Below are 21108 nucleotides of genomic sequence, written 5' to 3' on the forward strand. Positions count from 1 at the left end.
CCGGGCCCCGGTGGCGGGCCTGGGGGCGCGGGGGGGTCCCCCGGGTCTTGCGCACACCCGCACCCCGGGGGGGCGTAACCCAACTGAGGTCGGGCCCCCGCGGTCTCTTGTATGCGCTGAGTCTCCCGCCCGGTCCCGGAGGACTAGGCCGACTTGCGGCTGTCGCGGGGGTGAACCGCGATGTTCATCGCCCCCGAGCGCAGAACCGCCAGGCGCTCCTCGAGGACCTCTTCGAGCTCCTCACGGGTGCGCCGCTCCATCAGCATGTCCCAGTGGGTACGCGCGGGCTTGGCCTTCTTCTCTTCCGGGCCGTCGCCGTCAACCAGGAGCGCCGTGGCCCCGCAGACCTTGCACTCCCACTCCGGCGGGATCTCCGCCTCGACCGAGAAGGGCATCTCGAACCGGTGCCCCTTCTCACATGCGTACTCCACGGCCTGGCGCGGGGCCAGGTCGATGCCGCGGTCCGTCTCGTAGCTGGTCACCACGAGGCGCGTACCGCGAAGAGCTCGCTCACTCATGAATCGTGCCTCCCGGGCTTGTCGCCCACAGGACAGGTGTCGCTGTCGTCGTCATCCGGTCAACGTCCGGTCGGCGGTAAAGATTCCCGTCCCGTGTCCCGTTCCGGGTCATGCGTCGCCGTCGTAGCCGCAGCCTTGCTGACAAATGTCGTACCCACCGGCGCCCGGTTTGTCACATCTGCTAGCAGATGTCACCCAGCGTTTCGGCATCTTTGACGCGCAGTAACGGTACGCCTGGCAGGCCAAAGGCGTACACTACCGCCCTTTCGGGTTGAACGCTAAATCGGCACTAGGTTGAACGCTAAATCGGCGCTAGATCTTTTCCGGAACCGGGTTGCCCGCCTCGGCGATCGCCTGCCGCACCGGCACCCTGGCGAGCAGCACGAAGCCGATGGCGAAGAACGCCACCAGGGAGACGATCGCGGAGCGATAGCTTCCGGTCAGCTGGTAGGTCACCCCGAACAGCAGCGGCCCGAGCCAGCTCATCCCGCGGTCGCTCAGCTCGTACGCCGAGAAGTACTCGGCCTCCTTGCCCGGCGGCACCAGATGCGAGAACAGCGAGCGGGACAGCGCCTGGCTGCCGCCGAGCACCAGGCCGATCCCGCCGGCCAGCACGAAGAAGAACACCGGTGCCTTCGCGGGCAGGAAGTAGCCGGCCGCGAGCGTGACCGTCCAGGCCACCAGCGAGCCCAGGATCGTGCGCTGGGCGCCGTACGTCCGGGACAGCCGCCCCATCGCCAGCGCCCCGGCGACGGCCAGCACCTGCACCAGCAGCACCGCCACGATGAGCGTCGACTGCCCGAGCCTCAGCTCCTGCGAGCCGTAGATCGAGGCCTGGGAGATCACCGTCTGGATGCCGTCGTTGTAGACGAGGTACGCCAGCAGGAAGGCCAGGGTCAGCGGATGCCGGCGCATGTCCCGCGCCGTGGCCGCCAGCTGACGCAGCCCGGGTGCCGTCGCCGAGCGCTCCACGCGCGCGTGCCGGTCGCGCAGCCTGCGCAGCGGGACGACCGTGAAGGCGCCCCACCACAGACCGGCCGAGGCCAGGCAGATCCGGACCGCGGCCGTCTCGCCGAGGCCGAAGGAGTCGTGCGCCGAGTAGAGCACCAGGTCGGCGACGAGCACCGAGGACCCCGCCGCGTAGCCGAAGGCCCAGCCCCGGGAGGAGACCGCGTCGCGCTCCTCGGGCGGGGCGATCTGCGGGAGGTAGGAGTTGTAGAGCATCATCCCGACGGACTGCGCCGCGTTGGCCACGACGAGCAGCACACCGCCGAGCAGATAGCGGTGGCCGTCGAGGAAGAACATGCCGGTGGTGGCGGCGGCCCCGGTGTACGCGGCGGCCGCGAGCAGCGGCTTCTTACGGCCCGTACGGTCGGCCGCGCTGCCCACGAGCGGCATCACCACCACGGCGAGGATCACCGAGAGGGAGACCGAGTAGGCGAAGAACGAGCCCGCGCGGACCGGGACGCCCAGCGGATGCACATAGCCGTCCGCGTCCGCCGCGTGCTCGGCGACCGAGGTCAGATAGGGGCCGAGGAACACGGTCAGGACGCTGGTCGAGTAGACCGAGCAGGCCCAGTCGTAGAAGTACCAGCCGCGCTGCTCGCGTCTGCGGCCCGCGGTGTCGTCCGCCGCCGGCCGCACGGTGTCGGTGCTCACCCGAGCCCTCGCTCTCCCCTGGACTGCGAAGGCTCGGCCGGTGGCGGCCGGGGCTCAGACCCAGGCGCCGCGGTCCTCCATGACCTTGCGCAACGTGTCGATGTGATCGGTCATGATGCCATCCACCCCGAGATCCAGGAGCCGGTGCATCCGCGCCGGTTCGTTGACCGTCCACACATGTACCTGGAGCCCGCGCGCGTGGGCGGCGCGGACGAAGCGGTGGTCGACCACGGGAACGCCCGACTGGGCCTCGGGAACCTGCGCGGCGACGGCCGACCGGCGCACCGCGGCCGGCAGCCCCCAGGACCGCAGCCGCAGGTTCAGCACCCCGCGGGTGCCGAACGACGTGGCCAGCCGGGGCCCGGCCAGCCGCTGGGCGCGCAGCACGCGCGCCTCCGAGAAGGAGCCCACACAGACCCGGTCCCACGCGGCCGTGCGCTCGATCAGCTCCAGCAGCGGCCGCAGCGCGGGCTCCGCCTTGACGTCGACGTTCCAGCGGACCTCGGGGAAGGTCTCCAGAAGCTCCTCGAACAGCGGAACCGGTTCCCGGCCGCCCACGCGCGCGCGGCGCACCTCCTCCCACGGCAGCTCGGCGATCCGGCCGGCCCCGTCGGTGACCCGGTCCAGGGTCGTGTCGTGGAAGGCGACGAGCCGGCCGTCCGCCGTGGCGTGCACGTCCGTCTCGATGTACCGGTAGCCCAGCTCCACCGCGCGCCGGAACTGCGCCACGGTGTTCTCGATCCCGTCGGCGGCCCCGCCCCGGTGGGCGAAGGCGATCGGGCCGGGATGGTCCAGGTACGGGTGGCGCAGGGGCGGTGTCGTGAGGGTCACGGCCGCAGTATGGCCCCTTCCGGTGTCCCGGCGGCAACCACCGTGCTGCCGCCCGGTGCCGCCGGGACGGCGAAGACCCGCAGGAACAGCTGGGCCAGCGGGCCGATCGACACGGCGTAGAGCACGGTGCCCGCACCGACGGTGCCGCCCAGCGTGAAGCCGGTGACCACCACCGCCACCTCGATCGCCGTCCGGATCAGCCGGAGCGAGCGCCCGGTGCGCCGGTGCAGACCCGTCATCAGCCCGTCCCGCGGACCCGGCCCGAAGCGCGCCGCGATGTAGAGGCCGGTGGCCGCGCCGTTCAGCACGATCCCCGCGAGCAGCAGCAGGACGCGTACGGCGAGGGAGCGGACGTCCGGGACGAGCGCGAGCGTGCCGTCCATGGCGAGCCCGATGACGAAGACGTTGGAGACCGTGCCCAGACCGGGCCGCTGGCGCAGCGGGATCCACAGCAGCAGCACCGCGGCCCCGACGACGATCGACACCACACCGATGGTGAGGCCGGTCAGCTCGGCGAGCCCCTGGTGCAGCACGTTCCACGGCTCCATGCCGAGGTCCGCCCGCACCAGCAGGGCGGAACTGGCGCCGTAGAGGACGAGCCCGGCGTACAGCTGGCTCAACCGCCGCCCGAGACGGCGGCTAGGAATGGACACGACGTACCCCCCTGGGTGGTGGCGGTGGACTGACGCATGTCACTCTGTGGCTTGGGAAGAACCTTGATCCATGGCCAATCCGGGGAAGGTGGACTGATCTCATGGCGCAGTGGACCTCAGCAGTGGGGGCCGCGCAGCTGGCCCGGCTCCTCACCTCCCAGCAGGAGCGCCCGGCCGGCCCCGGCACCCGCCGCCCGCCCGCCTACCGCGCCCTCGCCGACGGCATCCGGCTGCTGGTCCTGGAGGGGCGTGTCCCGGTCGCCGCCCGGCTGCCCGCGGAACGCGAACTCGCCCTCGGCCTCTCCGTCAGCCGCACCACGGTCGCCGCCGCCTACGAGGCCCTGCGCAGCGAGGGCTTCCTCGAGTCACGGCGCGGCGCGGGCAGCTGGACCGCCGTACCGGCCGGCAACCCGCTGCCGGCGCGCGGCCTGGAACCCCTGCCTCCGGAGGCGCTGGGTTCCATGATCGACCTGGGCTGCGCCTCGCTCCCGGCCCCCGAACCCTGGCTCACCCGCGCCGTCCAGGGCGCCCTGGAGGAACTCCCGCCCTACGCCCACACCCACGGCGACTATCCGGCCGGGCTGCCCGCCCTGCGCGAGATGATCGCCGAGCGTTACACCGCGCGCGGGATCCCCACCATGCCCGAGCAGATCATGGTGACCACCGGCGCGATGGGGGCCATCGACGCGATCTGCCACCTCTTCGGCGGCCGCGGCGAGCGGATCGCCGTGGAGTCCCCGTCGTACGCCAACATCCTCCAGCTGATGCGCGAGGCGGGGGCCCGGCTGGTCCCGGTCGCGATGGCGGAGGGCCTGTCGGGCTGGGACGTGGACCGCTGGCGCCAGGTGCTGCGCGAGGCCGCGCCGCGCATCGCCTATGTGGTCGCCGACTTCCACAACCCCACCGGGGCGCTCGCCGACGAGGACCAGCGGCGCCGGCTGGTGGACGCGGCCCGCTCGGCGGGGACGGTGCTGGTCGCCGACGAGACGATGACCGAGCTGTGGCTGGACGAGGAGCTGGGACAGGCCGGCATGCCCCGCCCGGTCTGCGCCTTCGACCCGGCCGGCTCGACGGTCGTCACGGTCGGCTCGGCCAGCAAGGCGTTCTGGGCGGGCATGCGGATCGGCTGGGTGCGGGCGGCGCCCGACGTCATCCGCAGCCTGGTCGCCGCGCGCGCGTACGCCGACCTGGGCACCCCGGTCCTGGAGCAGCTCGCCGTCAACTGGCTGTTCTCCACCGGGGGCTGGGCACAGGCCGTCGAGCTGCGCCGCGCCCAGGCCCGGGAGAACCGGGACGCCCTGGTGGCGGCGGTCCGCCGGGAGCTGCCCGACTGGGAGTTCGAGGTGCCGCGGGGCGGCCTGACCCTGTGGGTCCGGGCGGGCGGCCTGTCCGGTTCCCGGCTGGCCGAGGCGGGGGAGCGGGTCGGTGTCCGGGTGCCCTCCGGCCCCCGCTTCGGCGTGGACGGCGCCTTCGAGGGGTATGTGCGCCTTCCGTTCACGGTGGGGGGAGCGGTGGCGCAGGAGGCCGCGGTACGACTCGCCGCCGCGGCCCATCTGGTCAGGACGGGCGCGACGGGGATGACGGAGGCGCCGCGGACGTTCGTGGCGTGAGCGGTGCGGGGCGCCGGGCGCCCTACGCCGTCTCGGCCCCCACGGCCTCCGCCGCCACCGCGGGCTTCACCAGCGACACCCCCTCGGCCGGCTCCGCCGCCTCGACGGGCTCGGCCTGCTCGGCGTCCGCGGGCATCGTCCGCCCCGGCAGCAACTCCAGCACCGCCTGCCGGTCGGCGTCGCTCGTGGCGTCGTCGTACGGATCGGGGGTGCGCGGCACCTGCAACCGGTGCACCGGGCCGGTGCCCAGCCGGGCGTAGCCGCGCCCCGGCGGGACGTGCACCACCGGTGTCGTGTGCGGCGGCATGCCCAGCACCGCTTCCACCTGCTGCGGCGTCGCGGGCCCGAGCACGACACGCGCGCGCGTGTGCTGCCGTACCGCGTCGCTCAAGGCCTCCGCGCTGTCGAACTGCTCGGCGACCACCACGGTCACGTTCGCCGCGCGGCCGTGCCGCAGCGGCACCTGGAGCAGTGCCTGCGGGTCCTTGCGGCCGTCCGCCGCCGCGAGATGCGCGAAGACGCTCGGGCGGTCCAGCAGGATCCACAGCGGGCGTCGGGTGTCCGCCGGGGGCGGGTCGCCCACCTGCCGTGCCAGATTGATCGCGATGAGCCGCCGTTCCGTCTCCTGTGCGGCCCATTCCAGGCTGGCCAGCGCGCCGGGCAGGGCGCACTCGACGCCCAGCACGCCGTCCCGGCCGGTCAGGCAGGCGTACTCGCCGGTGCCGCCGCCGTCGACGATCAGGATGTCGCCGTACTGAAGGGCCTGGAGCGCCACCGAGCGCAGCAGTGTCGAGGTGCCGCTGCCCGGGTGGCCCATGGCCAGCAGGTGCGGCTCGGTGGAGCGGATGCCGGTGCGCCACACCACCGGCGGGACGTCGACCTGCTCCTCTCCGTAGGCGAGGGGGAGCGTGCGCTGCACCTCGCTGTGGTCGGTGAAGCCGAGGACGGTCTCGCCCGGCGCGGTCACGAAGCGCTGGGCGACGATGTCGGTGGGCAGCGGGGCGAGCGCGGTGACCGTGAGCTGGTTGCCCGCCTCGTCCCACGCGAAGTGGTACTCGCGGCCCCGCCCGGCCTTGGCGGTGAGCAGCTGCTCGATCCGCGCGCGGGCCGGGGGTTCGCCGTCCGGGAAGTAGGCGGGGTAGCGGATCACGAGGTGGCCGACGCGCCCGGCGTCGTCGAACTCGTGCGTGCTGAAGGCCTTCTCCCATTCCCCGCCGTGCGCGTACAGCGGTGCCGGGTCCTCGGGGCTGGAGAAGTACGGCACCAGGGCCTCGTAGAGCGCCTGGAGCCGCTCGGTCTGGGAGTCGTCGGGGCCCTCGGGCGCCGGCGGGGTGCGGTCGCGCCCCTGCCAGGCCGCTGCCGCCATCACGGTGATGACGGCGAGCAGCGGCCCGTACGGCACCAGCGCCACGACCAGGATCAGGGCGGCCACCAGGAACAGCAGTGGTCCGCGCTTGTCCTTGGGGGTGTCCGCCCACTTGCGCCGCCCGGCCGAGGCCAGCCGGCGCAACCCGCGCGTGACGGTGATCAGCGGGTGGAGGACGTCGGTGGCACTGTCGGCCGCCGTCCGGGCCAGCTCCCGGCTCCGGGCGAGCTGCGTCCGGGCGATCTGGGCGCTGTCTTTGCTCAGGATGCGGGGGAGAGGGCGCCGGGCCACTGCTGTCTCCTGACGGTGTGTGCGGGCGGGACGGGCTGGGTCAGAACTTGATGCCGCCGAGCAGGCTCGCCAGGCTCTCGCCGCCTGCCTTGATGCTCGGGGCGATGGCCGTGCTGGAGAGATAGAAGCCGAACAGGGCCGAGACCGCTGCGTGCGAGCCCTTGAGCCCGTCCTTGCGGAAGAACAGGAAGACGATGATGCCGAGCAGGACCACGCCGGACATGGAGAGGATCATTTGGGGCCTCCTGGTGTCGAGGGGGGACAGTCACCATGAGTTCTTCCAGGATCACAGGATGTATCCATACGATAAAAGGTGCAAATGAGTGAAATACGGCAGATTTCCCCCACTTGGTCGAGCTGTTCCTGCCCGTTTGACCAGGACTGTTGACTCCGGCGGAGGTGTTGCTGATCTTTACCTCGGGCACAACGGGTCATGTGCCGCGACAGCCAGTACGCTGACGATTCACTCGTACGGCCGCGTTCAACTCGCTGCCGTACGCTCCAGAGGTTCCCGAAGTACCGACGTGCGCAGGAGAGGCGGTCCGGCCGATGAGTGAAGCCCCCGACCCCGAGGTCGTGGAGCTGGCGACCAAGATCTTCGATCTGGCCCGGCAGGGGCAGACCGAGCCGCTCGTGGCGTACGTCGACGCGGGCGTTCCGGCCAACCTCACCAACGACCGCGGCGACTCCCTGGTGATGCTCGCCGCCTACCACGGACACGCGGACACCGTGCGTGCCCTGCTCGCCCGGGGCGGCGCGGCGGACCACGTCAACGACCGGGGCCAGACTCCCCTCGCGGGAGCGGTCTTCAAGGGCGAGACGGAGGTCATCAAGGCCCTCCTGGAGGGCGGAGCCGATCCTTCCGCGGGCACGCCGTCAGCCGTCGACACGGCCCGGATGTTCGGCAAGAAGGAGCTTCTGGAGTTGTTCGGCGTCCACTGACAAGAACGTCCTGACCAGGTACGACACTGAAAACGGGGGAGGCGGTAAAGGGCCGCCGGAAATACGGTCGCGGCAGCACACACCGCGGGTCATCATGACGTCGTGATTCACGGACGCGATGGCTGGGCAAGTGTTGCCGCACCGCGCGGGCCGTGATGCGGTCCGCATGGGCCACCGACGAGAGGCAGAGAGAGATGGTCTACAGCAAGCAAGAGACGGCGGGCGCTCCGACGTTGTGTCACGCGGCCAGGTAAGTGCGTGTTCCCCGGTTGCGTCGACGCTTGATGTGAGGCTGTTTCCCATGTTCGATCCGGTCATAGCGCCCAGCGGTACGCTGCTCGGCCTGCTCCAGCGGGGCCGCGGCGACGGCACACTGCACGCACTCACCGCCCCCCGCGCGGAAGCGCTTGCCGCCCTGAACCACTGCGTGCTGCGCGATCCCCGCCACGACTGGCAGGTGGAGAACCGCTCCCTGTACTACGCCCGGCTCTACCTCGACCTGAACGGCGAGCTGGACGAGATCGAGGCGCACCTCTTCGGTCCCGAGGACATCCTCGACACCGACGAGTCCCGCACCGGCCTCGCCCTGGCCGTCCTCGGGCACCTCGCCTCCTACGGCCGGCGGGACGCGCTCGCACTGCTGCGGCGCTACGCCGCCACGGGCGCCAACTGGGCCTGGGCCCTGGACGAGCTGGCCCTGCGCGACGACGACGCGGGCCTGCGCGCCCTCGCCGCCCCGGTGCTGGCCCGCTTCACCACCGACCCCGAGGGCGAGGCCGAGCTGGCCGCCGCCGTCCGGGACGCCTTCGAGCCGCGCCCCTGGCGGCTGTGGGCCGACGATCCGCGCGAATCGATCGCCACGCGTGTGCGTGCCGCCCAGGAGACCGGCTGCTTCGACCGCTGGCAGCGGCAGATGCGGCCCACCGGACCGCGCCCGGGATGGAGTGTGCGCGCCGTCTTCGAGTGGGCCCAGCAGGGCATCGACCGCGGCGCCGCGCTCCATGTCCCCGCCGCCCGCTGCCTGGCCGCCGTCGTCGGCCCGGAGGACCGGACCGAGATCCTCCAGGCCGCCCGGGACGGCGGCGACGGAGCCCGCTGCACCGCACTGCGCTACCTCGCCGACGGCAACGACCCCGCCGCCCTCGATCTGATCGAGGCCGCGGTGACCGACGGCTCGTCGCTCGTCGTGGAGGCCGCCGTCGACGCCTTCGAACGGATGCGCAGTGTCGCCGCCGTCGACCGCGCGCGCGGCTGGGCCCAGCGCCCCGACGCGCTCGGCGCCGCCGCCGGACGCGTGCTCGCCTGCCGCGGCGGCACCCGCGACAGCGACCTCGTCCTCGGCGCCCTCCGCGAGGCCGTGCGCGGCGAGGGCCCCGACGCCCCCACCCTGTGGACCCTCGTCGACGGCACCGGCCGTCTCGGCATCGCCTGCGCGGCCCCCGTGCTGCGCCACATCTACCGCGAGACGGCCTCCTCGCACCTCCGCGGCCGTGCCGCCCGCGCCCTGGCCGCGACCGACCCCTCCTTCGCCGCGGGCTTCGCCGTCGAATGCCTGTGGGACTGCGAGGAGACCACCCGCGAACTCGCCGCCCGGCACGCCGAGACCGGTGACACCCGTGTCGTGGAACGGCTCCGCCGGCTGGCCGCCGACCCGGCCGAGGAGGACGAGGTACAGACGGCGGTGCGCAGCCGCATCGGCCCCGACACCGCTGCCGGCTGACCTCTGCGCACAGCCGGCCGGGCCGACGACCGCCCGGCAGGTGAACACGGGATGACCCGCGGGTCAGGCGGTCATGACGGCCGTCTGACCCGCTCGGGTGGCAGCCCAACGCTCATGGGACGTTCCCCGGGCGGAAAGATCGAAGTCGGCGCGGCAACGTCCGGCACGGCGACAACACCCCTATGCGTGTCGTCATCGTGACCGAATCCTTTCCCCCCGATGTGAACGGCGTGTCCCACTGCGCGCTCCAGACCGCCCGGCACCTCGTAGATCGCGGTCACTCCCCGCTCGTCGTCGCACCCGCCCCCGCGCCCGGCAGTCCGCCGGACAGCGACGCCCCCTGCCCGGTCGTCCGCGTGCCCTCCCTCCCTCTCCCCGGCTACCCCCAGGTGCGCGTCGCCCTCCCCAGCCGACGTCTCGCCGCGGCCCTGCTCGACCACCGGCCCGACGTCGTCCACCTGGCCAGTCCCTTCGTCCTCGGCGTCCGCGGGATGGCCGCCGCCGCCCGGCTCGGCGTGCCCGCCGTCGCCGTCTACCAGACCGACCTCGCCGGATACGCCCGCACCTACATGGGCGCCGGAGAGGCGGCCGCCTGGCGGCGGATCCGTTCCGTGCACTCCGCGGCCGACCGCACCCTGGCCCCCTCCAGCGCCGCCCGGCACGATCTGGAGACGCACGGAGTGCCACGGGTACGGCTGTGGCCGCGCGGGGTCGACACCATACGTTTCCGGCCAGATCTCCGTGACAGGGCGCTGCGCCGCGAACTCGCCCCGGGCGGCGAACTGATCGTCGGCTACGTCGGCCGGCTCGCCCCCGAGAAGCACGTCGAACTGCTCGCCGGCGTGTGCGCACTGGACGGCGTCCGCGTCGTGGTCGTCGGCGACGGACCCAGCCACCCCCAGCTGACCGAGGCGCTGCCGGGCGCCGTCTTCCTCGGCCGCCGCACCGGCGCCGACCTCGCCCGGATCTTCGCCTCGCTGGACCTGTTCGTGCACACCGGCCCCTTCGAGACCTTCTGCCAGACCGTGCAGGAGGCCATGGCCAGCGGCGTCCCGGTCGTCGCGCCCGCCGCCGGCGGCCCGCTCGACCTGGTCGCCCACGGCCGCACCGGCCTGCTCGTCCCGCCGCGGGACGCCGACGCGGTCCGGGAGGCCGTACGGGAACTGGCTGCGGCCCCGGCCCGCCGGGCGGAGTACGGCGCCGCCGCGCGGGCCATGGTCGAAGGGCGCACCTGGGCTGCGGTCGGCGACCAGCTGATCGCCCACTACGACGAGGTCCTCGCGGCCCGGAAGACGGTGGTGGCGGCATGACCGGCCAGTCCCTGCGCATCGTCCGGCTCGCCAACTTCGTCGCCCCCGCCTCGGGCGGCCTGCGCACCGCCCTGCGCGAACTGGGCCGGGGATTCCGGGCGGCCGGCCACGAACCGGTGCTGATCGTGCCCGGCGAACGGCACACCGACCGCGACACCGAGCAGGGCCGGGTCATCACCCTGCCCGGCCCGCTGCTCCCCGGCACCGGCGGCTACCGCGTGCTGACCGACCGGCGGCGGGTGGCCGCGCTCCTGGAGGAGCTGGCCCCGGACCGGCTGGAGGTCTCCGACCGGACCACCCTGCGCTGGACCGGCCGCTGGGCCCGCCGCGCGCGCGTGCCCGCCGTGATGGTCTCGCACGAGACCGCCGACGGCGTGCTGCGCACCTGGGGACTGCCCGAGAACCTCTCCCGCCGGGCCGCCGACGCCCTCAACACCCGCACCGCGCACGTCTACTCCCGGGTGGTGTGCACCACGGAGTTCGCCGAGCGCGAGTTCGTCCGCATCGGCGCGCGCAACGTCGTACGCGCCCCCCTGGGCGTCGACCTGATGGAACGCCACCCCGGGCTGCGCGACCCCGGCGTGCGCGCCCGGCACGCGCGCCCGGAGCAGGCACTGCTCGTGCTGTGCTCCCGGCTGTCCGTGGAGAAGCGGCCCGGCACGGCCCTCGACGCCCTGGAAGCGCTGGTGCGGCGCGGGCGGCAGGCGGTGCTCGTGGTGGCCGGGGACGGGCCGCTGCGCGCCCGGCTGGAACACCGCGCGCGGGAGCGCGGGCTGCCGGTGACGTTCCTCGGCCATGTCTCGGACCGGAACGCCCTGGGCGCGCTCCAGGCGTCCGCCGACGTCTGCCTCGCGCCCGGGCCCGCCGAGACCTTCGGGCTCGCCGCCCTGGAGGCCATGGCCTGCGGCACCCCCGTGGTGGCCAGCGCTTCCTCCGCACTGCCCGAAGTCATCGGCTCCGCCGGCGCCACCGCGGCCGACCACGGCGAGGCCTTCGCGGACGCCGTGCAACTCCTGCTGGAGCGCCGCGAGCGGGAGCGACGGGACGCCGCACGCGCGCGTGCCGAGTGCTTCGGCTGGGGTACGGCGGTGGAGGCGTTCCTCGCCGCACACGACGCCCCGGTGACCGACCGCAGGCCCGGTGCCGTCCCGGAGGGCGTGGCATGAGCCCCGTCCGGTTCGTCGCCCTCGGAGACTCGCTGACCGAGGGCGTGGGCGACCCGGCCGGGGGCGGCCTGCGGGGCTGGGCCGCGCTGCTGGCGGCCTCCCTGGGCGAGGGCGCGGAGTTCACCAACCTCGCGGTCAGCGGCGCCCGGACCCACGACGTGCGCGAACGGCAGACCCCGGCCGCCCTGGAGCTGCGCCCCGACCTGGTGTCCGTGATCGTCGGCGTCAACGACACGCTGCGCAGCACCTTCGACATCCGCGCGGTGGCCGCCCACCTCGACCACGTCTACGCGTCCTGCACCCGGCACGGCGCGACCCTGCTCACCGCCTGCCTCCCCGACCCGGGCGCGATGCTGGGCCTGCCGAGCGCCCTGGCCCGCCCGCTGGCCCGTCGGCAACGTGCCGTCAACTCGGTCGTGCACGCACTGTCCGACCGGTACGGCGCCGTCCACCTGCACGGGGCCGAGGGCGACTGGATCACCGACCGGTCCCTGTGGAGCGCGGACCGGCTCCACCCGGGCGAACGCGGGCACCGTCGGCTCGCCGTCCGCTGCCACGCGCTGCTGGTGGAGGCGGGCCTGGCCTGTGGCGCCCCGCCGTCGCCCGAACCCGACTCACCGGCGCCGACCCGGGCGGCGAACCTGTGGTGGCTGGCCACCGCCGGCACCGGCTGGGTGGCCCGGCGCTGCACCGACCTGCTCCCGCAACTGCTGCGCCTGGCCGCCGACGAAGTGCACCACCGGGCCCGGGGCACCGACGCCCGCCTCGACCTCGGCGCCGCAGCGGAGGTCTCGGCCGCGTTGGCGGCCCTCGGGGAGGGCGCGGGTGACGGTGTGGGGGTTCAGCGGCGCGGTGGGGGAGGGAGCCGCGCCGTCGGTTCCCCGGAGGGCGCGGCGGAGGGACGGGGGCTCAGCGGCGCGGTTCCGGTGACGGACCAGGCGTTCAGTGGCACGGTACCGGTGATGGAACAGGCGTTCAGCGGCGCGGTTCCGGTGACGGAACACGCGGTACCGGTGACGGACCAGGCGTTCAGTGGCGCCGTACCGGGATGAACCGCACCGCGGTTCCCGGCACCGCCTGCGCGGCCGCCGGGAGGTCCGCGGCGCGGACCACCGCGATCACCGGGTAGCCCCCGGTGGTCGGGTGGTCGGCGAGAAAGACCACCGGCCGGCCGTCCGGCGGTACCTGGACCGCGCCCAGGACCATGCCCTCGCTGGCGAGTTCCCCGGGCCGGGCGCGCTCCAGCGCCGGGCCCTCGGTGCGCAGCCCGATCCGGTTGCTCGCCGGGGAGACCCGGTACGCGCGCGTGGTGAGATCCCGCAGCGCCCCGGGCGTGAACCAGTCCGCCCGGGGACCCGGTGTCACCCGGAGCACCAGCTCGGCCGATGGACCCGGCTGCGGGGCGCCGTCCACCCGCCCGGGCGGACCGGCCGGGGGACCGAGCGGCAGCACCGCGCCGTCCGTGAGCGGGGCCGGGCCGAGGCCCGACAGCAGGTCCGTGGCACGGCTGCCCAGCACCGGCTCCACCGCGACACCGCCGGCGACACCCACGTAGGCGCGGACGCCGGCCACGGCCGTGCCCACCTCCAGCAGCGCGCCGGCCGGCACCACGACCGGGGCGCCCCACGCGGCCGGACGGCCGTCCACCGTCACCGGACAGGGCGCGCCGCCCACCGCCACGGTCACCGTCGAACGCGGCCGCAGCGCACAGCCGTTGACCGTCGTCTCCAGCACGGCGGCGTCCGGACCGTTGCCCACCAGCCGGTTGACGAGCGCCGCCGCGGGCGGATCGAGCGCCCCCGAGCGCGCCACGCCGAGATGCGCGTACCCCGGCCGCCCCCGGTCCTGCACGGTGGTCAGCGCCCCGGCACGGACCACGACGAGCGCACGGTCGCTCATGCGCCCTCCCCCGCCGCGCGGCGCCGGCCGGCGGCACCCGGCGTCCCTGCCCCGCTCACGCGTCCTCCACCGGTACGAAGCGCACGCGCACCCCCGGAGCCAGCAGCGCGGCCGGCACACGCGCGTGGTCCCACAGCACCGCGTCCGTGCTGCCGATCAGCTGCCAGCCGCCCGGCGAGGAGCGCGGGTACACGCCCGTGTACGGCCCCGCCAGGGCGACCGCGCCGGCGGGGACGGCCGTACGCGGGGTGGCCCGGCGCGGGACGTCGTAGCGGGCGGGAAGGCCGGTGAGATAGCCGAACCCGGGGGCGAAGCCGCAGAAGGCGACCGTGAACTCGGTGCCCGCGTGGATCCGGGCGACCTCCCGCTCGGGGACGTCCCAGTGCGCGGCGACCTCCGCGAGGTCCGGGCCGTCGTAGCGCACCGGCAGTTCGATCAGCTCGCGCGCGGGCGGGGGAGTGGGCGGTACGGCGGACGAGGTCAGCTCGGACGCCCAGCGGTCCGCGTCGGCCAGGCCGTCGAGCAGGACCGTCCGTGCCGCGGGGACGAGCTCCCGCACCACCAGCGAGCCCTCCGCGCGGCGCCGCAGCAGCTCCGCGTGCAGGGCCTGCGCCTCCGTGCCCGAGCCGACCTCGACCAGCAGCGCGTCATCACCCACGGGAAGCGCTTTCATGCGAAGGCCTCCACCCGTACGCCCGCTGCCGTCAGCTGTTCGCGCACCCGGCGTGCGAGGTCCACCGCCCCGGGAGTGTCGCCGTGCAGGCACAGCGAGCGGGCGCGCACCTGGATCCGCGCGCCGGAGTGCGCGGTGACCGTGCCGGAGCGTGCGAGATCCACCGAGCGCTCCACCACCGCCACCGGGTCGGTCACCACGGCGCCGTCCCGGCCGCGCGGCACCAGAGTGCCCTCCTCGGTGTACGCGCGGTCGGCGAACGCCTCCGTGACGACCCGCAGCCCCGCCGCGCCGGCCAGCTCCAGCAGTCGCGAGCCGGGCAGGCCCAGCACCGGCAGCGACGGGTCCGCGAGCAGCACGCCGTCGACCACCGCGCGGGCCTGCTCCGGGTCGTGCACGACCCGGTTGTAGAGCGCGCCGTGCGGCTTGACGTACGCCACGCGTGCGCCGGCCGCGCGCGCGAAGACCTCCAGCGCCCCGATCTGGTAGGCCACCTCCGCCGCCAGCTCGGCGGGCGGCACGTCCATCGCGCGCCGCCCGAACCCGGCGAGGTCCCGGTAGGAGACCTGGGCGCCGATCGCGACCCCGCGCGCGGCGGCCAGCTCGCACACCCGGCGCATGGTGGCCGCGTCCCCGGCATGGAAACCGCAGGCCACATTGGCGCTGGTGACGACGGTCAGCAGCTGTTCGTCGTCGGTCAGCCGCCAGCGGCCGAAGCCCTCGCCGAGGTCGGCGTTCAGATCGATCGCGGTCATGGTGTCGTCGTCTCTCCGGTATCTCGTGGGTCTGCCGCGGGCCGGTCAGTCGAGGCCGACCAGCCGGTACTGCTCGTCGCGGGCATCGGTCAGGAACATCTGGCCCGGGGCGTGGGTGATGGCGAAGGGCGGCCGCGAGGCCATCACCGCCGCCTGCGGAGTCACCCCGCAGGCCCAGAAGACGGGGATGTCGCCCTCGTCGGCGGTCACCGGATCGCCGAAGTCGGGCCGGCCGAGGTCGGCTATGCCGAGCGCCGCCGGGTCCCCGCAATGCACCGGGCCGCCGTGCACAGCCGGCAGCAGGCTGCTCTCCCGGATCGCGGCCCGCAGATGCTCCGGCGGCACCGGCCGCATGGACACCACCATCGGCCCGCGCAGCCGGCCCGCGGCCCGGCACTCCCGGCCGGTCACGTACATCGGCACGTTGCGGCCCTGCTCGACATGGCGGATCGGCACCCCGGCCCGGCTCAGTGCCCACTCGAAGGTGAAACTGCACCCGATCAGGAAGGACACCAGGTCGTCCCGCCAGTGGGCCCGCACATCCGTGGGCTCCTCGGCCAGCTCGCCGTCCTGCCACACCCGGTAGCGGGGCAGGTCGGTGCGCAGGTCGGCGCCCTCGGCGAGGGCGGTCACAGGGGAGCCGGCGTCCGTGACGTCGAGCACCGGGCAGGGCTTGGGATTGCGCTGACAGAACAGCAGCATGTCATAGGCCCAGTCGGCCGGTACGGCGATCAGGTTGGCCTGCGTGTGGCCCGCCGCCACCCCGGCCGTCGGGCCCGTGAGCCCCTCGCGGAACCGGGCCCGCGCCGTTTTCGGGCTCCACGCGTGCGCGTGCGCGTCGACGGCGCAGACGGGCCGGTCCTCGGTACCCTGCGGCCGGGTCATGCCAGTTCCTTCCCGCGCGTCTCCGGCAGCCCGATCAGGGCCAGCGCCGCGAGGCCGTAGCCGAGCGCACCGAACACCAGCGCGCCGCCCACGCCCCAGCTGTCGGCCAGGAAGCCCACCAGCGTGGGGAACACGGCGCCCACCGCGCGGCCCGTGTTGTACGTGAAGCCCTGACCGGTGCCGCGCACCGCCGTCGGGTACAGCTCGCTCAGATAGGAGCCGAAGCCGCTGAAGATGGCCGACATGCAGAAGCCGAGCGGGAAGCCCAGCACCAGCAGCAGGGTGTCGGCGCCGTGCGGGATGTGCGCGTAGGCCAGGACACACACGGCCGACAGCAGCGCGAAGAGCCAGATGTTGTTCCGCCGGCCGAGCCGGTCGGTGAGGTGGCCGCCGGTCAGGTAGCCCAGGAACGCGCCGGAGATCAGGAAGGTCAGATAGCCGCCGGTGCCGACGACCGACAGGCCGCGCTCGGACTTCAGATAGGTCGGCACCCAGGTGGCCAGCGTGTAGTAGCCGCCCTGCACACCGGTGGACAGCAGACTCGCGCAGACCGTGGTGCGCAGCAGACCCGGGACGCCCGCCCGGTCCGGCCGGAAGAGCGCCGTGAAGGAGCCCCGCGCGGGGTCCTGTTCGCGCGCCGCCACCGCGGTGGGCGCGTCATGCACCCGGCGGCGCAGCCAGACCAGGAGCAGCGCGGGCAGTGCGCCCGTCCAGAACATCACCCGCCAGGCCAGGTCCTGGCCGACGAAGGAGAAGACCAGCGTGTAGACGACCGCCGCCAGCGCCCAGCCGACCGCCCAGGAACTCTGCACCGCGCCGAGCGTGCGGCCCCGGTGGCGCGCGGAGGCGTACTCGGCGACCAGGATCGCCCCGACCGCCCACTCGCCGCCGAACCCGAGTCCTTGCAGAGCGCGGAAGACCAGCAGCGTCTCGTAGGTGGGCGCGAAGCCGCAGGCCACGGTGAAGACGGCGTAGGTGGCCACGGTGATCATCAGGGCCCGGACCCGGCCCACCCGGTCCGCGACGACACCGGCCAGGGCGCCGCCGACCGCCGAGACGACCAGCGTGACGGTGGTGAACAGCCCGGTCTGGGCGCTGTCCAGGTGGAAGGAGGCCGCGAGCGCCACCATGCTGAGCGGCAGCGTGAAGTAGTCGTAGGAATCCAGGGCATATCCGCCGAAAGCTCCGGCGAACGCGCGTCGTCCGTGCGGGCCGAGGGCGCGCAGCCAACCGAACGCGCCGTCTTCCGGGGCGCGTTCGCCCTTGCCCGGGCGAGGGTCGGAGTTGAGGGCCGGTGGGGGAGGGGTCGTGCTCATGGGCACCTCGCAGAAGGGGGACGGAGGGTGCGGGGGGCGAGCAGTTGCCGTACGGAACCAGGGCCGTGCCGAGCACCGTAGAGGATCGTTCAACGATCCTTCAATACCCGCGTTGTTTCGTTCCGGTGTCTGCGATTGAATTCCGGGCATGGCAGAGCAGCTGACGGGACTGGCCGACGACCGCGCTCTCCTGGGGCGTACCAGCACGGCGGAGCGGGTTGCGGACATCCTCAGGAGCCGCATCGCCGACGGATACTTCCCGCCCGGCACCCGGCTGTCGGAGGACGGCATCGGCGGGGCGCTCGGCGTCTCCCGCAACACCCTGCGCGAGGCCTTCCGGCTGCTCACCCACGAACGCCTGCTCGTCCACGAGCTCAACCGGGGCGTGTTCGTGCGGGTGCTGACCGTCGAGGACGTCGAGGACATCTACCGCACCCGCGCCCTGGTCGAGTGCGCCGTGGTCCGGGGGCTCGGGGAGCCGCCGTACCCGCTCCACGGGCTCGCCGCGGCGGTGGCCGAGGGGGAGCAGGCGGCCGTCGAACACGACTGGAAAGCGACGGGCACGGCCAACATCCACTTCCACCAGGAGCTGGTCGCCCTCGCCGGCAGCGAACGCACCGACGAGCTGATGCGCAGCGTCTTCGCCGAGCTGCGGCTGGCCTTCCACGTGGTGGACGACCCCCGCCGGCTGCACGAGCCCTACCTCGTCCGCAACCGCCGGATCCTCCAGGCGCTCGAGACCGGGGACCGCAGCGGGGCGGAGCGGCTGCTCGCGACCTATCTCACGGACTCGCTGGAGCGGATCGTGGAGGTGTACCGCAGGCGGGTCGGCGAGGAGGGCACGCAATAGGTGCCTTCCACGGCACGCCATAGACGCCTTCCACGGCCCGCCGTAGGCGCTTCCCGCGTCCCGCCTCAGGTGCCTCCCGTGGCGCCGCCCCGCCGCGAGCGGTCCGTACCCGGAGAGCCGCCGCGCTCCCCGGCCTCCCGGCCGAGTCGTCCTGCGTCGTTTGGGTGGATGTCAGACCCAGGACCTAGGCTGTGCACCGTGACTTCGCCTGCATCGACGGACAGCGCTCCGCCCCAGCTCAGCGCGGCGCCGCGCCCTGCTCTGGGCCCCGCGGCCGACGAGGGGCTGGCGCGCCGGCTGCGCGCGCTCGCCTGCACCGCGCCGCTGCACGACCTGGACGCGCGCAAGGCCAACCTGGCCGGCGAGTACTCGGTGTACGGCATGGCCGAAGTGGCGCTGGCCGCCATCGACCTCGTCACCCTCAACATGGACTTCGACACCGGCGCCGACCACGAGCAGATCGTCGCCCGCCTCGTCCCGCGCATCGCCGCCCAGGCCCCGCACCGCCCCGCCGCCGAGCACGAGCGGGTGGCCCGCTGGGTCCTGGAGAACCTGATCAACGTCGGCAGCGTCGACCGGGGCTTCCGCGCGGTGTACGGCACCTTCGCGCCCGACGGCACCTACGTCCGCCGGGACTACGACTTCAAGCTGATCGAGGAGGTCCCGGGCCCCGGCGGCACGGTCTATCTGCGCACCACGGACGAGGCGGTCAACGTCCTCGTCGGCGCCCTCGACACCGACGTCACCAGCGCCCAGATCGCCGCCGAGGTCAAGCTGGAGGTGCTGATCAGCCGAGGCCGGCTCGCCGACGCCCAGCTCGCGGCGGAACAGGCCCGCTACCGCACCGTCCAGTACTCCGAGACCCTGCGCCGGGCCCTGGAGGCCACCCGGCGCAACGTCCGCGCCGTCGACTGGCTCAACACCGTGCCCGACATGATCGCCGAGGCCCTGGACCACGTCGCCGAGCGCTACCGCCACGAGAACGCGATCCTCACCAACATCCGCAAGGCCCGCGACGAGACCGAGGAGCCCGAGCACAAGCGCCGCGCCGCCGAACTGGTCGACATCGTCAAGGACTGCATCCGGCGCCACACCCAGCTCCAGTCGCGCCTGCTGGAGGCGGGCCCGCTGTTCCGCGCGGAACAGGACCGGCAGGCCTTCGCCACACCGACCACGACCTCCGGCACCGACCTCTACGGCCATCTGCTCGCGCCGGTGCTGCCCCTGCCCGTGGAGCAGGCGGTCCGGGTCACGGACGCCTTCTTCGCGCACGGCACCGGGCTGCGGACGCCGGTGTCCGTGCGGGTGGTGGACCTCGTCGGCATACTGCTCACCCCGCCCGTGGAGCGGGAGCACCTGGGCGCCGAGATGCCCGAGCCCGACCTGATCGCGACGCCGGACGACAGCCGGTTCAGCGAGGAGCAGCTGGCCGCGGCGAAGGAGCTGCTCGACCTGCCGGCCGACGCGCCGCGCAGACTGTCCGGCCTGCTGGCCGAGGCGCGCGCGTCCGGCGGCTTCGATCTCGCCTACCTGGTCGCCCTGCTGGCGATCCACGCGGCCAGCCCCGCTGTCGGCACCGCCTACCGGCAGGGCGAGGAGAAGCTGCTGTTCGCCGTGGACGACGGCACCGAGCTGGACGACCCCGACTTCGGCGGCGCCGATCTGATCGTGGGCACGGCCCTGCTGGACGCGGCGGGCATGGCGGCCGACCGGACGGAAGCAGCATGAGCACCCGAGAACGCGACAAGGAGTCCCAACCGTGAGCGAGCACGTCGAGTGGAGTGACACGGAGCCCCCGGCCCCGTCGGCATCCGCCGCCGTCACCCCCGCCGACGCCGCCGACGCGGCGCGGCTCGTCGCCTTCGGGCTGCAACCCAAGTTGCAGCCCGCGCGCGACCAGGAGTACACCGAGCTGCTGCGCCGCTACCGCGACGACCCGGCGTTCGCGCGCCTCGCCGACGCCGTCGCCGCCGGGCTGGGACTCGTCGTGCTGGAGGTGTCCCCGCGCGCGGGCATGGCCGTGACGGCCGCGGAGGACTCGGTGTTCGCCGTCCGCATGGGCGACTACGCGCGTCGCACCGCCGCCGACTCCAACGACCGCTTCCTGCACGGACTCGCCCACCTCGCCGTCGCCGCGCTGGCCTTCCCGCGCCCCGAGGACCTGGCCGACGACACCTACATCGGCCGGGTCACGGTCAACGGCGTCGACGCCTTCGTCCGGCAGGCCTGCCGCCGCCTGGAGGAGCGTGCCGAGGAACAGGGCGAGAACACCGACCCGGCCACCGACGCCCCCGGCCTGGAGGCCGCCTGGCGGATCTGGGCCAGACGCAGCGCCACCGGCGCCACCAAGGACGCCCGCCGGCCGGCCGCCTCCACCACCGGCATCGTGGCCAAGGCCCTCGCCTTCCTCACCGACTCGGGCTTCCTCCAGCGCACCGGCGACGACCACGGCGGCACCTACCGCACCACCGCCCGCTACCAGCTCCAGGTCCGTGACCTCGCCGGCAGCGCCGCGCTGACCGAACTGCTGGACCTGGGCGTGGTCCCGGTGACCGACGGCACGGCCAGCCTGCTGCCCGCCGAGGACACCGAGGACCTGGAACTGGTGGCCGACGCCGGGCTGCCGTTCCACTCCTGAGCGCCGGCTCAGCAGAACCCCGAACC

General features: G+C 73.9%; 19 protein-coding genes and 1 pseudogene. 9 read left to right on the top strand and 11 right to left on the bottom strand.

Annotated features, from left to right (window positions below):
* Positions 1-143 precede the first annotated feature (143 nt).
* From ACFVIU_RS31540 to ACFVIU_RS31555, 4 genes are all read right to left on the bottom strand, one after another.
* Positions 144-518 carry an RNA polymerase-binding protein RbpA gene (locus tag ACFVIU_RS31540; protein ID WP_150943815.1) on the bottom strand — a complete coding sequence of 125 codons (375 nt, stop codon included), beginning with the start codon at positions 516-518 and terminating at the stop codon, positions 144-146.
* A 312-nt stretch (positions 519-830) separates the two neighbouring features.
* Positions 831-2177, bottom strand: a complete 1347-nt coding sequence (locus ACFVIU_RS31545; protein WP_385846694.1) for an MFS transporter — start codon at positions 2175-2177, stop codon at positions 831-833.
* Positions 2178-2231: 54 nt separating this feature from the next.
* A complete protein-coding gene (locus ACFVIU_RS31550) occupies positions 2232-3008 on the bottom strand; it encodes a glycerophosphodiester phosphodiesterase (protein WP_385846696.1) in 777 nt (258 codons plus the stop codon).
* Positions 3005-3661, bottom strand: a complete 657-nt coding sequence (locus ACFVIU_RS31555) for a YitT family protein (protein WP_385846698.1) — start codon at positions 3659-3661, stop codon at positions 3005-3007. The genes ACFVIU_RS31550 and ACFVIU_RS31555 overlap by 4 nt, the downstream gene beginning before the upstream one ends.
* Before the next feature lie 101 nt (positions 3662-3762).
* Here ACFVIU_RS31555 and ACFVIU_RS31560 point away from each other — a divergent pair, with 101 nt between their 5' ends.
* Entirely contained in the window at positions 3763-5271 is a 1509-nt protein-coding gene (locus tag ACFVIU_RS31560; RefSeq protein WP_385846699.1) for a PLP-dependent aminotransferase family protein, read from the top strand.
* Positions 5272-5293: 22 nt separating this feature from the next.
* On the opposite strand, the gene ACFVIU_RS31565 is transcribed toward ACFVIU_RS31560, so the two are convergent.
* The gene (locus ACFVIU_RS31565) at positions 5294-6928 is read right to left on the bottom strand and encodes an ABC transporter ATP-binding protein (protein WP_385846701.1); all 1635 of its coding nucleotides are present in this window, start codon (positions 6926-6928) and stop codon (positions 5294-5296) included.
* A 40-nt stretch (positions 6929-6968) separates the two neighbouring features.
* A complete protein-coding gene (locus ACFVIU_RS31570; RefSeq protein WP_385846703.1) occupies positions 6969-7163 on the bottom strand; it encodes a hypothetical protein in 195 nt (64 codons plus the stop codon).
* Positions 7164-7477: 314 nt separating this feature from the next.
* On the opposite strand from ACFVIU_RS31570, the gene ACFVIU_RS31575 reads away from it, so the two are divergent.
* The 5 genes and pseudogenes from ACFVIU_RS31575 to ACFVIU_RS31595 all read left to right on the top strand — a co-directional run.
* Positions 7478-7870 carry an ankyrin repeat domain-containing protein gene (locus ACFVIU_RS31575; protein ID WP_385846704.1) on the top strand — a complete coding sequence of 131 codons (393 nt, stop codon included), beginning with the start codon at positions 7478-7480 and terminating at the stop codon, positions 7868-7870.
* Positions 7871-8171: 301 nt separating this feature from the next.
* Positions 8172-9590, top strand: coding sequence for a HEAT repeat domain-containing protein (locus ACFVIU_RS31580; RefSeq protein WP_385846705.1), 1419 nt, complete (start codon positions 8172-8174; stop codon positions 9588-9590).
* Positions 9591-9772: 182 nt separating this feature from the next.
* Positions 9773-10900 carry a glycosyltransferase family 4 protein gene (locus tag ACFVIU_RS31585; protein WP_385846707.1) on the top strand — a complete coding sequence of 376 codons (1128 nt, stop codon included), beginning with the start codon at positions 9773-9775 and terminating at the stop codon, positions 10898-10900.
* Complete coding sequence (locus ACFVIU_RS31590; RefSeq protein WP_385846709.1) at positions 10897-12066, top strand: glycosyltransferase; 1170 nt, start codon at positions 10897-10899, stop codon at positions 12064-12066. The genes ACFVIU_RS31585 and ACFVIU_RS31590 overlap by 4 nt, the downstream gene beginning before the upstream one ends.
* Positions 12063-12878: pseudogene (locus ACFVIU_RS31595) on the top strand (SGNH/GDSL hydrolase family protein); the annotation flags it as partial. The gene ACFVIU_RS31590 and the pseudogene ACFVIU_RS31595, both read left to right, overlap by 4 nt.
* Positions 12879-13095: 217 nt before the next feature.
* Here the strand turns inward: ACFVIU_RS31595 and ACFVIU_RS31600 are convergent.
* From ACFVIU_RS31600 to ACFVIU_RS31620, 5 genes are read right to left on the bottom strand one after another with little or no spacing between them, the layout of a single operon-like run.
* Positions 13096-13965 carry a biotin-dependent carboxyltransferase family protein gene (locus ACFVIU_RS31600; RefSeq protein ID WP_385846710.1) on the bottom strand — a complete coding sequence of 290 codons (870 nt, stop codon included), beginning with the start codon at positions 13963-13965 and terminating at the stop codon, positions 13096-13098.
* A gap of 55 nt (positions 13966-14020) precedes the next feature.
* A complete protein-coding gene (locus ACFVIU_RS31605) occupies positions 14021-14638 on the bottom strand; it encodes an allophanate hydrolase subunit 1 (RefSeq protein WP_385846711.1) in 618 nt (205 codons plus the stop codon).
* The gene (locus ACFVIU_RS31610) at positions 14635-15393 is read right to left on the bottom strand and encodes a LamB/YcsF family protein (RefSeq protein WP_385846713.1); all 759 of its coding nucleotides are present in this window, start codon (positions 15391-15393) and stop codon (positions 14635-14637) included. The genes ACFVIU_RS31605 and ACFVIU_RS31610 overlap by 4 nt, the downstream gene beginning before the upstream one ends.
* Positions 15394-15438: 45 nt before the next feature.
* Positions 15439-16278 (bottom strand): putative hydro-lyase, encoded by an 840-nt coding sequence (locus tag ACFVIU_RS31615; protein WP_385846714.1) that lies wholly within the window; start codon positions 16276-16278, stop codon positions 15439-15441.
* On the bottom strand, positions 16275-17594 hold the full coding sequence (locus tag ACFVIU_RS31620; RefSeq protein WP_385846715.1) for an MFS transporter: 1320 nt from the start codon (positions 17592-17594) through the stop codon (positions 16275-16277). The genes ACFVIU_RS31615 and ACFVIU_RS31620 overlap by 4 nt, the downstream gene beginning before the upstream one ends.
* A gap of 148 nt (positions 17595-17742) precedes the next feature.
* On the opposite strand from ACFVIU_RS31620, the gene ACFVIU_RS31625 reads away from it, so the two are divergent.
* From ACFVIU_RS31625 to ACFVIU_RS31635, 3 genes are all read left to right on the top strand, one after another.
* On the top strand, positions 17743-18444 hold the full coding sequence (locus ACFVIU_RS31625; protein WP_385846717.1) for a GntR family transcriptional regulator: 702 nt from the start codon (positions 17743-17745) through the stop codon (positions 18442-18444).
* 198 nt (positions 18445-18642) lie between these two features.
* Positions 18643-20172, top strand: a complete 1530-nt coding sequence (locus ACFVIU_RS31630) for a hypothetical protein (RefSeq protein ID WP_385846718.1) — start codon at positions 18643-18645, stop codon at positions 20170-20172.
* 31 nt (positions 20173-20203) lie between these two features.
* Positions 20204-21082 carry a hypothetical protein gene (locus tag ACFVIU_RS31635; protein WP_385846719.1) on the top strand — a complete coding sequence of 293 codons (879 nt, stop codon included), beginning with the start codon at positions 20204-20206 and terminating at the stop codon, positions 21080-21082.
* Positions 21083-21108: the final 26 nt, after the last annotated feature.

It is taken from the genome of Streptomyces sp. NPDC127190, assembly GCF_042672505.1.
GTDB lineage: Bacteria > Actinomycetota > Actinomycetes > Streptomycetales > Streptomycetaceae > Streptomyces.

Excerpts from the sequence above, each read along its gene's own strand:
- ACFVIU_RS31605 (WP_385846711.1), bottom strand. The coding sequence starts at position 14,638 with ATGAAAGCGCTTCCCGTGGGTGATGACGCGCTGCTGGTCGAGGTCGGC.
- ACFVIU_RS31540 (WP_150943815.1), bottom strand. The coding sequence starts at position 518 with ATGAGTGAGCGAGCTCTTCGCGGTACGCGCCTCGTGGTGACCAGCTAC.
- ACFVIU_RS31620 (WP_385846715.1), bottom strand. The coding sequence starts at position 17,594 with ATGAGCACGACCCCTCCCCCACCGGCCCTCAACTCCGACCCTCGCCCG.
- ACFVIU_RS31585 (WP_385846707.1), top strand. The coding sequence starts at position 9,773 with ATGCGTGTCGTCATCGTGACCGAATCCTTTCCCCCCGATGTGAACGGC.
- ACFVIU_RS31570 (WP_385846703.1), bottom strand. The coding sequence starts at position 7,163 with ATGATCCTCTCCATGTCCGGCGTGGTCCTGCTCGGCATCATCGTCTTC.
- ACFVIU_RS31625 (WP_385846717.1), top strand. The coding sequence starts at position 17,743 with ATGGCAGAGCAGCTGACGGGACTGGCCGACGACCGCGCTCTCCTGGGG.
- ACFVIU_RS31590 (WP_385846709.1), top strand. The coding sequence starts at position 10,897 with ATGACCGGCCAGTCCCTGCGCATCGTCCGGCTCGCCAACTTCGTCGCC.
- ACFVIU_RS31560 (WP_385846699.1), top strand. The coding sequence starts at position 3,763 with ATGGCGCAGTGGACCTCAGCAGTGGGGGCCGCGCAGCTGGCCCGGCTC.
- ACFVIU_RS31600 (WP_385846710.1), bottom strand. The coding sequence starts at position 13,965 with ATGAGCGACCGTGCGCTCGTCGTGGTCCGTGCCGGGGCGCTGACCACC.
- ACFVIU_RS31615 (WP_385846714.1), bottom strand. The coding sequence starts at position 16,278 with ATGACCCGGCCGCAGGGTACCGAGGACCGGCCCGTCTGCGCCGTCGAC.
- ACFVIU_RS31610 (WP_385846713.1), bottom strand. The coding sequence starts at position 15,393 with ATGACCGCGATCGATCTGAACGCCGACCTCGGCGAGGGCTTCGGCCGC.
- ACFVIU_RS31580 (WP_385846705.1), top strand. The coding sequence starts at position 8,172 with ATGTTCGATCCGGTCATAGCGCCCAGCGGTACGCTGCTCGGCCTGCTC.
- ACFVIU_RS31575 (WP_385846704.1), top strand. The coding sequence starts at position 7,478 with ATGAGTGAAGCCCCCGACCCCGAGGTCGTGGAGCTGGCGACCAAGATC.